Below are 14,018 nucleotides of genomic sequence, written 5' to 3'. Positions count from 1 at the left end.
ATGGTTTGGCGACGCTGATCCAGGAACACCTGAAGAAGGATCCGTTCTGCGGCCATCTGTTCGTGTTCCGGGGCAAGAATGCCTCGCTGCTGAAAATTCTTTTTTGGGACGGAACCGGGCTTTGTCTGTTCACCAAACGCATCGACCGCGGCTGCTTTTGGTGGCCGCGCCTGGCCGAACCTGGCGGCTCGGTGACGCTGACGCCGGCCCAGCTTGCGATGCTGATCGAAGGCATCGACTGGCGCACACCGGAACGCTTCTGGCGACCACTGCTGGCTGGCTGAAATCGGCGCTTCGACCCTCGCGAAAAGGCACAGAATCCTTGGGTTTTTGGACTGTTTGTGATAGATTCGATCATGTTGATCGATCTCGAAAACCTGCCATCCGATCCAGCTCTTCTCCAACGTCTCCTGCGCGACATGGCAGCCGCGGTCGAGCACCGTGACGGACAGATCGAGCGGCTTCAGGCGATCATCAAAAAGCTCCAGCGGATGCAGTTCGGCCGCAGTTCCGAGCGCCTCGATCCCGATCAGCTGGCGCTTGCCTTGGAAGACCTCGACACCGACATCGCGCACATCCAGGAGAGCCGTCCTATCGTCGCCAAGCCGTCGGCTGAGCGGCCGTCCCATCGCAAGCCGCTCCCCGATCATCTGCCGCGCGAGGACGTTCTGATCGATGTCGACAACACGATCTGCACGTGCTGCGGTGGCGAGATGCATGCCATCGGCGAAAGCGTGAGCGAGATGCTGGATTGGATTCCGGCGCAGCTGCGCGTGATCAGGACGACACGACCAAAATATGCGTGCCGGACCTGCGAGACCGTGGTGCAAGCGCCAGCTCCGGAGCGGCCGATCGCCAGCGGTCTGGCAACGCCGGCGCTGCTGGCGCAGGTGTTGACAGCCAAATATTGCGATCACATGCCGCTCTACCGGCAGTCGCAGATCTTCGCCCGCAATGGTGTCGAACTTGCGCGCTCGACGCTTGCCGGTTGGGTTGGCGGTGCATGCTGGTGGTTGGAGGCTCTGCACGAGCGGCTGGCGAAGAACGTGTTCGCTTGCGATCATCTTTTTGCCGATGACACACCCGTCCCGGTGCTCGATCCCGGCCGCGGCCGCACCAAGACGGGACGGCTGTGGGTGTACGCCCGCGACCAGCGTGGCTGGTCCGGACCGGAGCCGCCGGCTGCGGTCTATCTGTTCGCACCGGATCGCAAGGCCGAGCGTCCAGCCTCGCATCTTCAGCACTTCAAGGGCGTGCTGCATGTCGATGGCTATGCCGGGTTCGAACAGCTCACCGGCAAAGGCGACATTGTTCTGGCTGCATGTTGGAGCCATACACGGCGCAAGTTCTATGACGTTGCGCAGGCCACCAACGCGCCGATCGCGACGCAAGCCTTGCGACGGATCGGCGAACTCTATGCCGTCGAAGCCGACGTGCGCGGCCAATCGCCGGGGCATCGGCTTGCATCCAGGCGCAGCCGCTCCAAACCAATCGTCGACGCCATGCGGGTCTGGCTTCAAGCACAGCTTCCCCTGCTGCCGGGACGCAGCACGCTCGCCGAAGCCGTCCGCTACGCGCTCTCGCGTTGGAACAGCCTGACACGTTTCCTGCACGATGGCCGCATCGAACTCGACACCAATCCGGTCGAGCGCGCGATCCGCCCGGTCAGTCTCGGCCGCAAGAACCACCTCTTTGCCGGCAGCGACGGCGGTGGCCATCGATGGGCGGTGCTGTGCTCGCTGATTGAGACTTGTAAACTGAACGACGTGGAGCCCTACGCCTGGCTGCGCGATGTGCTCACACGCATGGTCGATGGCCACCCGGTCAATCACCTCGATGAACTCCTGCCGTGGGCGTGGAAAGCCGAAAATCCTGTCAAGAGCTGAGCCAGGTGCAACGACCGGACGCTTACGGGGTGGATTTCGCGTCAGTATTCGCCATCGCCGTTTCTCCTTCATAGCAGTAAAACGCTTGATATCACACGCCATGGTGCGAGGTTCTGCGCAGTCGTCGAGATCAGGTACGCCGTGCACTCTTCCGGGCTCATCGACGGGATAGTTGCGCGCTTGTTGTCAGCGCTCGAACCGTCGCGGCACATGTCGCTATCGGATTGACGGGGCAACATCACAGGCATTCGTGCGTGATCCGGCAGGGCCGGCCACAGGCAGGATATCGTGCTTCCCGTTTCCCTGGTCTGTACCATCTCTCTTCCGCTGACGCGGAACTCCTCACCTCATTGCGCCGTCACCATGACGGCCGTGTTGATGTCGATCCTCATGAGTTTGCGTAACTCAACCGCTGCACCTTGGCTGCATTCCAGGCGTCCCTGCCGGGCGCTTCGACGGACGCATCGCCGACATAGAACGTGCCGTCACGCCACATCGCATGCATCACCACGGCGAGCTTGCGCGCCACCGCAACGCGCGCCTTGGCCTGGCACTTTGTCTTCGCAAGCTTCAGCCCCATGCCTTGATGAGGTCGATTCCCCTGAAGCGGGTGAGCATTGCCGATGCCGCTTCATAGAGCGCTCGTCGCACATCAGGATCGCCAGCCTTGCTGATGCGGCCCTTGACGTCGATCGATGTCCCCGACTGCCATCGCTTGGACGTCAGTCCGAAGTAGGCGGCGACGTCGCGTGAACGACGGAAGCGCGCCGGATCTTCGATTGCGGTGCTGAAGGAGAGCGCGGTGATGGGACCGACACCGGGGATCATCATGAAGCGACGGCACAGCTCGTCGCGCATGGCGATCTGCGTCATCAGCTTGTGCAGAACCAGATACTCTGCCCACAACGCGGCGCGCGCCCGCAGCATCGCCTGCATCAATCCAAGTGTCATTGCGTCGTCGCTGACAGTTCCACAACAGCCTTTGCAAAGCCGCCGCGACCGACTTTGCCAAGTCGGATTCCGAACGCTTTGAGCGAATGCCGGATGGCGTTCTCAAGGTCGCCGGTGCGCATCAGATGCGCAATGCCGAGCGCATCGGCAGCGTCGGTCTTGTTGCGCTGTGCGCCCATTGCGGCGCGCACGTGCCGTGTCTCCAGACACACCGCGGGAAGGCCCAAGGCAATCAGTTCGGGATGCAGCAAGGGGACAGCGATCCAGCCTCATGGCCGACACGGCGTATCAGCGCCGCATACGGTGCAATCGCCTTGGCGATCAATGTCGGATCGGTCGCAACCGACGTCTGCAACGCCACGTCACCCGTCTCGTCAACAACGCAGATCGCTGTTTCGTCGATCGACACGTCGAGGCCTGACAAGCGTCCAGTCGGACAAATTACTGCTCGTCACGAATCTTGGATATCTGGAAGCAGCTAGGGAATTGCCGAGAAGCCCGCGGTCCGGCCTCAGTTTCGTTTTGCTGTCAGCTCAAAGTTAAGCGGACTGCAGCTAGCTGACTAGCCAGCCCGCGTTGCAGGCTGGCTGGCGATGCGACGGCGGGATCTCCCTGGCGCCGTTTTCATCTTGATCGTCCTGGCCGCTGTCGTCATGGGCATTGCATGGCCGTCAGACCGGCGAACACCTTGCCGACCCGAACTGGCCCTGTTTCTATGGTCCGAAGGGTGTTGCGTGCAAATCGCAGCCCCAATAGCCAATTAATCGAGAACGTATTTCCCGTCTCGGTAATCGAGGGTCTTTCCCTCAGCATCATCATCCGCGCCACACCAAACGTACTCGTATCCGTCAGCGTTTCGTATTCTTGCATGCATTTCTTGCCGATCGGTCGCTCTAAACGCTCCGATCGAAACTTCAGAGTTTTCCCAAAGAAATGCTGGGATCAGATCCACTCCAGCCTCAGTCCGTAATTGCGCGATGTCTATGACTAGCCGGGCCCGCGCGGCGGCGGAGATTTCGATAGGGGACTTCAACATCACATCTGCTCCAAATGGCACCTTACCTATCCGACCTGGCTCGTCGTCTCAGCACGGCTCAGAGGGAGTTGAATTAGCCGATTTATCTTTTCGTCGAGATCGATAATGGTCCCATCAGTGAATTGGTCGTGCAAGAGCGTTTCAACTAGCACAACGAAGGGTATTTCATCACGCACAATCAGCCGCTTTTGGTGTGTTTCGCTGATCGCACTCAGTTGGTTCCCACCCATGCTTACGTTCCAGCCCAAGTATCGACTGGGGCGCAATTGGTCATGCTCCGAGAATTCCCACATCTCGACCCTTGCGAGAATGACGTATGCGGGCTCCCCTAATTCCTGTTCAATTTCATGAAGGATACGCTTCGCGAAGAACATCGCGTTCTGCGTCATCTCGACCCGGGGCACGGTCTCAAGGACAATCGTACTGTCCGGAGAAGGCCGACCTTTGGGGACAGTCATGATTTCCTTCTCCTAGTGCTGGTAGCGAACGACAAAGATTATGCACCGCCCTTGGCCTTGGCAAAGGGGTCCACTTTCGGCGCGGGATAGCGGTCTGTATAAGGTCTATTGACGCCGACGGATGCTGCTGCGCTAATGCGGCGCAACATCACTAGATGCGCGTGGCACGACCACCGCTTTTCCAATGTCTTCCGATTTTTCTGCTTACACCACCATTGATCTCCTTCGCTTGTCATATGCGGGGGCGGACCAAGAGAATGACGTTTCCTACAAGGCACTCTGGGCCGTGTTTGCGCGATGGCGCGAGGGAATTGACCTAGAGCCACTTATTGAACTTCTTCAATCTGAAAAATCCGGCGAGCGTGCGCGAGGAGTCTGGTTTCTTGATGAAGCGGACCCACCTGCGGAGCTTATGGCTGACGTCGTCCTCAACCTGGCCCATGACTCGATGAGCAGTTGCCGATCGGGGTTTTTGGTCTATGTGACAAACTCCGGACTCTACGGCGACGCCATTGCAGATCGACTTGCGACTTGCCTCCTGGACCTCGACCTTTATGTGAGAGCGCGTACGATTTTCTGGGCAATTGTGGCTAGCGATGAGAAATTTACTCACTTTTCAGAAGCAGTCCTCTCGGGCGCTGGAAGGAAATCGGGTGAGTTTCACAATCCCGAGAATACCGCCTTTTGGCGGGCATCGGAGCAAAAGCGTGCAGTGCGAGGTATTGAAATCGCTCGACGCCTTCGCGCGGGGGAAGCGGTTACGAGCATTCGTAAGACGGTGCCTGAGGAAGACAGCTTAGTTTTCGACGACTTAGCCTTCCTCGATCACGCTATAAAAAGCGCTCTGGAGCGCAGAGCTGCAAAAGCCGTCCAGGCCAGGAAGAATCCGGAGGACGGTTGATAACCGACAGGCAGCTATCCAGGGTGCGATGGCCGCTCAGGGCCAGAAGCAGACAGCTCTCTAGAGAGCTATAGCGTAGACATAATTCTCATCATCGCCCGGCACGGCGCGCCAAATTCCGCCGATTGCCCTCTATTGCCGCCGATAACCGCCGAAACTACGCCCACGCAAAGAGCGTGAGACGGTCTTTGCGCGAAAAAGCGTAGAAACGGCGGTGTTTGGCGGTGAAAGTTCGAATCGCTTCCGATCGATTGGTCGGTTTTGACCCTGCGCAGACGTAGGTTATGGGGCATTAAACGACCGCTATGCGCCCTCGTTTCGGTTATTCAAACCTAAGCTGAGGACTCCCAAAAGCGGCCGCACTGCCACTCAGTTCTCTCAAGAGTCAGGAGAAAGTTCAAATCCTGTCGGGTAAGCAAAGGGCTGCTTCTCAAGATCGGGAAGCCGTAAGCCGTCGGTCCGGTCCCGGCCCCATTTCAGACCTTCAAGCGTTACGCGCTTACTGAGAAGCGACGTCCCCCATCGAGCAATGGGCGTATCTAACAGACCCTCGGATGGGGGGAATTCAAAGGAGGGCTATGGCGTAGACATAGTTCTCATCTTCGCCCGGTGCGGCGCGCCATCTAACTTCCAGAATTTTCATGTTTTGAGTGGAAAACGTGCTGCGCGCTGCACGCGGGTTTCTCTTCCGTGTTCCCCAGGACGACACAAAACCGCCACCAAACGCAAGCACTGCGCCCCTCATCCTGATCTGGAGAGGCGTGGTGATGAAACGTTGGTGCCTTGCGACTGTCTTGGGAGCCTTGTTGGGCATGCAGGGCATGAACCATGCCGCCGCTGCGGATCTCATGGGTTTCTGGGATCAACGCGAGCGAGGCGGAAACAGCTTCAACGAGGCGCCTCCCGGCGAAGAGTATTTCAAGGCGCTTGCAGCAACGGGCGCGACCTGGGTGCGCCTCACCTTCAGCAAATGGAAGGGCGAGGGACGGGATTTCCTGATCGGAGACGCGGATCGTTACGAGGGTCTGAAGGCCAATGATCTTGCAAGGCTGCGCAAGGTGCTCGACGCGGCGCAGGCTGCAAAGCTGAAGGTCGTGGTGGTTCCGCTCAGTCTGCCGGGCGCGCGCTGGGCGCAGCAGAACGGCGGCAAATTCGACGACCGGCTCTGGTCTGATCCTGCCTTCGCCGACCATGCGGTTCGCTTCTGGTCCGACCTTGCCGCCGCGCTCAAGGATCATCCAGCCATTGCGGCCTACAACATCGTCAACGAACCCGCGCCCGAGAAGACGACCGGCCTTGCCGAGAACGGCTCGTCGCGCGATCTCGCGGCATGGCAGGCAAAACAGGCGGGTGGCCCGCGCGACCTGACCAAGCTCTACGAACGGATCGTCACCGCAATCCGGGCCGTCGATCCGGTTACGCCGGTCATGGTCGACAGTGGTTATTATGCCAATCCGCGTTCGCTTGCTGCCTGGCCAAAACCGCTTTCCGACGATCGGGTGCTGTACGCTTTCCACATGTACGAGCCCTATCAGGCGACCAGCGTGCCGAACATGAAGCGCAAGACCCCGCTTCGCTATCCGGGCGCGAAAACGGACTATGCGGGCGGTACGATCGCCTGGGACCGCGATGCGGTCGGCGCTCATATCGACACGGCATTCGACTGGGCGCAGGCGCAGGGTCTGAAGCCGACACGCATCGTGGCGGCGGAGTTCGGCTGCATGCGCCTTTGGGCGGATTGCGGGACCTACCTCAAGGATGTCATGGACGCCGTCGACGCGCGCGGCGGCCACTGGGCATTCTATTCATTCCGCGAGGACGTCTGGGACGGGATGGATTATGAACTGCCCGCCAGTCTTAAGCCGGGCCAGTTCTATTGGCTCAGCGAGCAGAAGAAAACCGACAAGCTGCCCCGCAATGGCGAACTGATGCGATTGCTGGAGCAGAGGATGTCGGGAAAATCCTGAGGCATGGTCCCGAAACTCCGCCGACATTCGAGATCATATGTCAGGTGTCGAGTTCCTGCTGCCGTTCCGCTATCACATCAGCAAGGCGCGCCGATCGGCGATGAAATCGGTCAATGCTTCGGCGAATGCGTCGCGGTCGGCAGCCGCAATCTCCAGGCTCAGCGCGTACATGCCGCGCGGCGCGAGATAGATACCCTTGCGCAGCATGTGAAAGAAAAACAGCTCCTTGAGTTGCTGGTCGGCCGCGCGCACGTCGCCCGCCGAGCGGATGGGCGCGCGACTGAAGTGAATGGTTCCGAGCGACCCGAGCCCGGTGAACTGGAGCGGCGCCTGGTTCTCGGTTGCGATGCGATTGAGATTGGCGCGGAACCGGTCGCCGGACGCGGACAGATCGGAGGCGGCCTGGCGCGTGTAGATCTGCGTCAACGCGGCGTGGCCGGCACTCATCGTCAGGATGTTGTTGTTGAATGTGCCGGCGTGCGCGAAGGCGCCGTCGCGCGCCGGATCGAACCGTTCCATCAGATCGCGCCGGCCGCCGAACGCACCGAACGACATGCCGCCGCCGATGTACTTCCCGAGCGTCGTCAGATCGGCGGATATGCCGAGCATCTCCTGTGCACCGCCACCTGACAGGCGTGAGGTCATCACTTCGTCGAAAATCAGCAGCGCGCCGCAGCGACTTGCCTCGGCACGCAGAAGATCGAGAAAGGCGCGTTCCGCCGGCACGCATCCGCCGGCACCCAGCATCGGCTCGACCAGGATCGCGGCGCAGTCGTGTCCGTGGCGTTTCAACAGGTCGGCCGTTCCCTCGACGTCGTTATAGTTGCCAAGCACGACGTTGTAAGGCGCGTTTGTCGGTGCGTGTCCGCTGGCGAAATTCAGCAGGCCGCCATGGTAGCCGCCATCGAACGCCAGGATCGTCTTTCGGCCGGTGATCGCGGTCGCCGTCGCCAGCGCCATCAGGTTGGCTTCGGTCCCGGAATTGGTGAAGCGCACCAGGTCGATCGAAGGAAAGCGGTCGCACACCGCCTCCGCGAAAAGCGCCTCGTTTTCCGTCTGCGTCGAGAGATTGAGGCCGATGGCGAGCGCGCGTTCGACCGCGGCGCGAATGACGGGATGGGAATGTCCAAACAGGCCCGCCGTGTACTCCCCCAGGAAATTGACATAGGCATGGCCGTCGACGTCCTGGAAGCGCGAACCTGTCCCTTGCGCGATGACCAGCGGGAATGGTCGGTGGAACAGGATGCTGCGCGTGTTGCCCCCTGGCATCGAGCGCCGTGCGCGTTCGTGATGGCCGGCGCTGACGGGATTGTCACGAGCGAACGTGTTGCGTGCCGCTGCAATTGCCTGCGCTTTCTCTGCCGTATCGCTGGCCGGCGACCTGCCGGGTTCTCCAATCGGCTCGTTCATGCATCCTCCCGACGCGTCGACCGCTCTCTCGATTTCAGTCTCCTGTACACCGAACAAGAATTCTTGTCCAGTGTACAGGTAGCAGAAGAGGCGGAAGCGGTTTAGGGTGAGGATGTGAATCGCAAAGACGGGGAACGGAACGATCTTGGTGACAAAAGTGCAGGGCAAGCGGCGAGCCGGATCGGATCTGTTGACGCGCGATCATGTCGTCGAAACAGCGCTGAGCCTGATCGACGAGCGAGGCCTCGATGGGTTCAGCGTACGCGAACTGGCGCGCGCCCTGGGCGTTTTCCCAACCGCGCTCTATTGGCACGTCAAAGGCGGCCGCAACGAGATGCTTGCGGCGGTCGCGGCACGCGCGCTGGAACACGTCGCACCTGAACCCGGCGCTGGCGACGATTGGAAGGACTGGCTGCGCGAGCTTTTCCACCGCTACCGCAAGGCGCTCAGCCGCCATCCCAATGTGGCGCCACTGCTCGGCGCACAGCTGGTCTCGAACGCAGGCGTCAACCCCGAACTGGTCGAACGGATTCTCGCGGCGCTGCATGGCGCAGGGTTTCACGGCGCCGCGCTCGTCGACGCCTACAATGCCACGCTGGCCGCGATGCTCGGTTATGTCACGCTCGAATTCGCACCGTCGCCGTCCGACGAACCGGACCGTTGGGCGAAGGAGTTTCAGCAGGCGCTCGAGGCGTTGCCCGAGGGGCGCTATCCGCACCTCCAGCAGAATTTTCAACTGCTGGCCAACCGCGCCTTTGTGCTGAGATGGGAAAGCGGCGACACCAATCCGCTCGTCGGTGGATTCGAGATGTTCGTCGAGGCGTTCGTGCTCGGCCTCGAGCGGAAGCTGCAGCTTGCTGCCGGCGAGCGCAGCTAGGCGCCCCAGCCAGGCGACCTCACTTCCCGCTCTTTCGCCGCATCAGCTCGAATATGCCTGAGATAGCCTCGTGTCCGAATCCGGCGTCGGCCCTCTTCACTCCACCTGCATCGTCGCGCGACTGGCGGCGAGCACCGCTCCCATCCGCTCGACCAGTTCCGATACGGGCCCGGCATTTTCCCAGGAATAGATGGAGACGGCCATCGCTGGACCCATGCCGAAAGGCGCGTATTGCCGGACGCGATAGCCCGCCGTCGCGCTTCGCGGCAGAAGGGACAGGCCGAGACCCGCCTCCACGGCCACCAGGACGTTGTGAAGGCTGCTGCCCGAGAAGGCGATGTACCAGCGAAGCTCCTCGCCTTCGATGCGTTCGAACATCGTCTCGCGGTAGAGGCCCCCGGGAGGGAATGTGACCAGCGGGATCGGGTTCGGCCACCCGGCCGACACGTCCGCGCTTTCGAACCAGGCCATGACTTCCGGGAACGTCGCGCGGCAATCGGATCCGGCCTCGGGTTCCTTGACGATCGCGATGTCGAAGTCGCCGGCGCGATAGCGCCGGATCAGGTCTCGGCTCAACCCGGCGGTGACGTCCAGCTGGATGCCGCGATGGCGCCGGGCAAAGTCGTTGAACGTCTTTGCCATCGCGGCGCTGACGATGTCCTCGGGGACGCCGATGCGGATCGATGTCGTGCCCGCCGGATCGCGCAAAGCGGCTTCCGCCTCCTGCTGCAAAGCCAGGATGCGCCGGGCGTAGCCGAGAAGCCGTTCGCCGGCCAATGTCGGCTCGACCGGCCGCGCGGCGCGGTCGACCAGCATCGACCCGACCGTTTCCTCGAGCCGGGCGAGCTGCTGGCTGATGGTGGACTGCGTCATGTGAAGCCGGTCTGCTGCAAGCGTGAAGCTGCCGGCATCGACGATGGCGGAGAAAGCGCGAAGAAGGCGTGGATCAAGCATGGCGTATGCCCGGGTGTGCTGCGAGTTTGCATTTATAAACGCAATATATTCGATCCAGACATTTAATTTCCAAATGCTCGATCTCGTCCTTATCTGGATGCTGTGGCCAGCGGCCTGGAGGTCGCCAGCCGGTTTGGACAAGCCGTAGGAGGATTGCAGATGCTTCGTCGATCCGTTCTCCTGGGTGTCGCGTGCCTGCTGCTGGCCACGGCCCCTCTTTCTGCGTCAGGGGAAACCATGAGCGAACCCACTTTGCATGCTGCCGCAACAAGCGGCGATGTCGTGTCTGTCAAAAAACGCATTGCCGAGGGCACGAAGATCGATGCGCGGGACGGCAGCGGTGCGACCGCGCTGCTGGTGGCCACCCACGCCAACCAGGTCGAGGTCGCCAAGGTACTGATCGACGCGGGAGCCGACGTCAACGCCAAGGACAATATCGAGGACAGCCCGTATCTCTACGCCGGCGCCCGCGGCCATCTTGAAATCCTCAGGATGACGCTCGCGCACGGTGCGGATCTCAAGAGTATCAACCGCTATGGTGGCACGGCCCTCATCCCGGCTTCCGAGCGCGGCCATGTCGAGACAGTGCGCACGCTGATCGCGGCCGGTGTGGATGTCGATCATGTCAACAAGCTCGGCTGGACCGCGCTGCTGGAGGCGATCATGCTCGGCGATGGCGGCGAACGCCACCAGCAGATCGTCGCGTTGCTGGTCAAGGCCGGGGCCGATGTCAATCTTGCCGACGGCAATGGCGTCACCCCGCTCCAGCACGCCCGCTCGGGCGGCTACAGGAAGATCGAGGCGACGCTGCTGGCTGCCGGCGCGCATTGAGCGGGGATCATGATGACCGACGAAAACCATTATCTCGGCCAGGCCATCGCCCTTGCCCGCGCCAACATCGGCAACGGCGGGCGGCCTTTCGGTGCGGTGCTGGTGCAGGACGGTGAGGTCGTCGCAACGGCGGTGAACGAGATCCACATCAGCAACGATCCCACCTCGCATGCGGAGATGAATGCCATCCGCGCTGCCAGCCGCAGGCTCGGTACCCCTGATCTCAAGGGCAGTGCCGTCTATGCCAGCGGCCATCCCTGTCCCATGTGCATGGCCGCGATGCGGCTGGCCGGCATCGGCAGCGTCTTCTACGCCTGTTCCAACGACGATGCTGCCCCGTTCGGGCTTTCCACCGCTGCGATCTACGAGGATCTTGCCAAGCCGTTCGCCGAACAGTCGATGACGATCCGCCACGTGCCGGTACAACCCCAAGGCGCGCTCTATGCCGAGTGGGCCGAGGCGCGGAACAGGCGGCAATAGACCATGGCCGTCGAAGGCCCTTCGCATGCCGCGCGCGTGTTGCTGCTGGCGGCCGTCGCTCTGGTCGGCCTCAATCTCAGGCCGTTCATCACCGGCATCGGGCCATTGGTGGACGACATCGGCGCGCAGACCGGCCTGTCCCTCAAGGGCATTTCGCTGCTGACCCTGGTTCCGATGGCCCTGATGGGCGTCGTGGCCTTTGCCGGGCCGTTCCTGCAGGCCCGCGTCGGTGCACGACGCTCGGTCATCGCCTCGCTTTTCGTGCTTGCCGCCGGCTCCCTGCTACGCCTGTTTGCGACGACCGGCTGGCAGATGGTCGGGACCGCAGCCCTGCTTGGTCTGGGCGTGGCGGTCATCCAGGCGGTGTTTCCCGGCATCGTCAAGAAGCAGTTCCCGAACCATGTCGGCGTCGTCATGGGACTTTATTCCGCCACTTTGGTCGGTGGAGGCGCTCTGGGCGCGCAGACCGCACCGTTGATCGCATCGGCCACCGGCGACTGGCATTTCGGTTTGGCCTGGATGGCGATCCCGGCGGTGCTGGCGCTTCTGCTTGCGGCCTATACCTTGCCGCGCGACCGCACAGGGCCACGAGGTGGCATCAATGCGATGGCCATGCTCGGGCGGCCTCGCCTTTGGCTGCTGATGGCCTGCTTCGGTCTGGTCAATGGCGGCTACTCGACCGTCGTGGCATGGCTGGCGCCTTTCTATCGCGAGCACGGATGGAGCGCCGCCGCCAGCGGCAGCCTGCTGGCGATCATGGCTGTGTTCCAGGGATTGGCAGCCCTGTTGTTGCCGATGCTCGCCCGGGGCAAGGACCTGCGGCCGTGGCTGTGGCTGACACTTGCCATGCAGGCCGTCGGCTTCGTCGCGCTGGCGTTTCGGCCTGAAGCCGCCCCTTACGCCTCGGCGATGCTGCTCGGCAGCGGGCTGGGCGGCTGTTTCGCGCTGTCGATGATCGTCGCGCTCGACCATCTGCCCGATCCGGCCGAAGCCGGGGCGCTATCGGCCCTGATGCAGGGAGGCGGCTTCCTGATCACGGCATTTCCGCCCTGGATCGTCGCCGCGCTGCATGACGCCACCGGCAGCTTCGTTGCCGGCTGGCTGTTGCATCTGGGCGCGGTCCTCGTCGTCGCCGCACTGTACTGGCGGGTTTCGCCGGCAAGTTATGCCGGGGCCATGAGCGCGCCGATACCGCTTGCGGCGGGAGGATGAAGCAAGACCCCGTGCGGCCAGGTCACCGTCTCACGAGATTTCCAGGGCCCCGTCCACGGCATGCGGCTCGATGTCGGAGATCTCTTCCTCAGTGAAGGCGAGATTGGCAAGTGAACCTACCCCCTCGCGCACCTGCTCGGGTCGGCTCGCGCCGATGATGGCCGAGGTCATCCTGGGATCGCGCAGAACCCAGGCGAGCGCCATCTGGGCCAGCGTCTGGCCGCGTCGATGCGCGATAGCCTGCAACGCACGGACCCTGGCGATGTTCGTTTCGGTGATGGAACCGGCTTTGAGGAAACGTCCTCCGGCAGCGCGGCTGTCAGAGGGGATTCCGTTGATATAGCGGTCGGTGAGCACGCCCTGCGCCAGCGGCGAAAACACGATGCATCCCATGCCTTCGGTTTCCAGCCTGTCGAGCAGACCGTCCTGTTCGATCCAGCGATCGAACATCGAATAGCTCGGCTGATGGATCAGGGCTGGGGTTCCGAGGTCGCGCAGGATATTGGCGGCCTGCGCGGTCTGCTCGTTCGTGTAGGAGGAAATTCCGACATAGAGCGCCTTGCCCTGGCGCACGATCGTATCCAGTGCACCCATCGTCTCCTCCAGCGGCGTCTCGGGATCGAAGCGATGCGAATAGAAGACATCGACATAGTCGAGCTTCATGCGCTTCAGGCTTTGATCCAGACTGGAGACAAGGTATTTCCGGCTGCCGCCATCGCCATAGGGTCCGGGCCACATGTCCCAGCCGGCCTTGGACGAGATGATCATCTCGTCGCGATAAGCCTTGAAATCCGTGGAGATGATCGTGCCGAAGAATTCCTCGGCAGAGCCGGGTGGCGGGCCATAGTTGTTGGCGAGATCGAAATGGGTGATGCCGAGGTCGAATGCCTCGTGCAGGATCTTTCGCGAGCGATCGGGCTGGATATCGTGGCCGAAATTATGCCAGAGCCCAAGCGAGATCGCCGGCAGCTTCAACCCGCTTCTGCCCGCGCGTCGGTACAGCATGCTTTCATAGCGCGCCGGGGATGGTGAATAGGTCATGTGTTTCTCCAGGT

The 14,018-nt window shown here is 61.8% G+C and carries 13 protein-coding genes and 1 pseudogene; 8 read left to right on the top strand and 6 right to left on the bottom strand.

Annotation, left to right across the window (positions count from 1 at the left end):
* The coding region (tnpB, locus tag ACFWYE_RS30465; RefSeq protein ID WP_379115743.1) for an IS66 family insertion sequence element accessory protein TnpB at positions 1–284 on the top strand (284 nt) is incomplete at its 5' end.
* A 72-nt stretch (positions 285–356) separates the two neighbouring features.
* The gene (gene tnpC / locus ACFWYE_RS30460) at positions 357–1,886 is read left to right on the top strand and encodes an IS66 family transposase (RefSeq protein WP_379115742.1); all 1,530 of its coding nucleotides are present in this window, start codon (positions 357–359) and stop codon (positions 1,884–1,886) included.
* A 388-nt stretch (positions 1,887–2,274) separates the two neighbouring features.
* On the opposite strand, the pseudogene ACFWYE_RS30455 reads toward tnpC, so the two are convergent.
* The 3 genes and pseudogenes from ACFWYE_RS30455 to ACFWYE_RS30445 form a co-directional block, all read right to left on the bottom strand.
* Positions 2,275–3,261, bottom strand: a pseudogene (locus tag ACFWYE_RS30455) (IS110 family transposase).
* A 227-nt stretch (positions 3,262–3,488) separates the two neighbouring features.
* Positions 3,489–3,707 carry a hypothetical protein gene (locus ACFWYE_RS30450; RefSeq protein ID WP_379115741.1) on the bottom strand — a complete coding sequence of 73 codons (219 nt, stop codon included), beginning with the start codon at positions 3,705–3,707 and terminating at the stop codon, positions 3,489–3,491.
* A gap of 192 nt (positions 3,708–3,899) precedes the next feature.
* Complete coding sequence (locus ACFWYE_RS30445) at positions 3,900–4,331, bottom strand: hypothetical protein (protein ID WP_379115740.1); 432 nt, start codon at positions 4,329–4,331, stop codon at positions 3,900–3,902.
* Positions 4,332–4,515: 184 nt separating this feature from the next.
* Between ACFWYE_RS30445 and ACFWYE_RS30440 the strand changes: the two genes are divergently transcribed.
* Both ACFWYE_RS30440 and ACFWYE_RS30435 read left to right on the top strand, forming a co-directional pair.
* Positions 4,516–5,232 (top strand): hypothetical protein, encoded by a 717-nt coding sequence (locus ACFWYE_RS30440; protein ID WP_379115739.1) that lies wholly within the window; start codon positions 4,516–4,518, stop codon positions 5,230–5,232.
* 812 nt (positions 5,233–6,044) lie between these two features.
* The gene (locus ACFWYE_RS30435; protein ID WP_379115738.1) at positions 6,045–7,199 is read left to right on the top strand and encodes a glycoside hydrolase family 5 protein; all 1,155 of its coding nucleotides are present in this window, start codon (positions 6,045–6,047) and stop codon (positions 7,197–7,199) included.
* Positions 7,200–7,271: 72 nt separating this feature from the next.
* Here ACFWYE_RS30435 and ACFWYE_RS30430 read toward each other — a convergent pair whose 3' ends face one another.
* Positions 7,272–8,609, bottom strand: a complete 1,338-nt coding sequence (locus tag ACFWYE_RS30430) for an aspartate aminotransferase family protein (protein WP_379115737.1) — start codon at positions 8,607–8,609, stop codon at positions 7,272–7,274.
* 148 nt (positions 8,610–8,757) lie between these two features.
* On the opposite strand from ACFWYE_RS30430, the gene ACFWYE_RS30425 reads away from it, so the two are divergent.
* Positions 8,758–9,486 (top strand): TetR/AcrR family transcriptional regulator C-terminal domain-containing protein, encoded by a 729-nt coding sequence (locus tag ACFWYE_RS30425; RefSeq protein ID WP_379115736.1) that lies wholly within the window; start codon positions 8,758–8,760, stop codon positions 9,484–9,486.
* A 96-nt stretch (positions 9,487–9,582) separates the two neighbouring features.
* On the opposite strand, the gene ACFWYE_RS30420 is transcribed toward ACFWYE_RS30425, so the two are convergent.
* Positions 9,583–10,440, bottom strand: a complete 858-nt coding sequence (locus ACFWYE_RS30420) for a LysR family transcriptional regulator (RefSeq protein ID WP_379115735.1) — start codon at positions 10,438–10,440, stop codon at positions 9,583–9,585.
* Between the two features lie 237 nt (positions 10,441–10,677).
* Here ACFWYE_RS30420 and ACFWYE_RS30415 point away from each other — a divergent pair, with 237 nt between their 5' ends.
* Genes ACFWYE_RS30415 through ACFWYE_RS30405 form a run of 3 tightly spaced genes read left to right on the top strand, consistent with a single transcriptional unit; the run spans position 10,678 to position 12,963 of the window.
* Positions 10,678–11,271, top strand: a complete 594-nt coding sequence (locus ACFWYE_RS30415) for an ankyrin repeat domain-containing protein (RefSeq protein ID WP_379115734.1) — start codon at positions 10,678–10,680, stop codon at positions 11,269–11,271.
* A gap of 12 nt (positions 11,272–11,283) precedes the next feature.
* Entirely contained in the window at positions 11,284–11,751 is a 468-nt protein-coding gene (locus ACFWYE_RS30410; RefSeq protein WP_379115733.1) for a nucleoside deaminase, read from the top strand.
* Between the two features lie 3 nt (positions 11,752–11,754).
* Entirely contained in the window at positions 11,755–12,963 is a 1,209-nt protein-coding gene (locus ACFWYE_RS30405; protein WP_379064898.1) for a cyanate transporter, read from the top strand.
* Positions 12,964–12,993: 30 nt separating this feature from the next.
* On the opposite strand, the gene mgrA is transcribed toward ACFWYE_RS30405, so the two are convergent.
* Positions 12,994–14,004, bottom strand: coding sequence for an L-glyceraldehyde 3-phosphate reductase (gene mgrA, locus ACFWYE_RS30400; RefSeq protein WP_379115732.1), 1,011 nt, complete (start codon positions 14,002–14,004; stop codon positions 12,994–12,996).
* Positions 14,005–14,018 lie beyond the last annotated feature (14 nt).

Origin of the sequence: Mesorhizobium sp. NPDC059025 (assembly GCF_042739655.1) — a bacterium.
Lineage (GTDB): Bacteria > Pseudomonadota > Alphaproteobacteria > Rhizobiales > Rhizobiaceae > Mesorhizobium.
The sequence above is the reverse complement of the archived record's forward strand: the minus strand, read 5'-3'. Positions and strand labels throughout refer to the sequence as shown.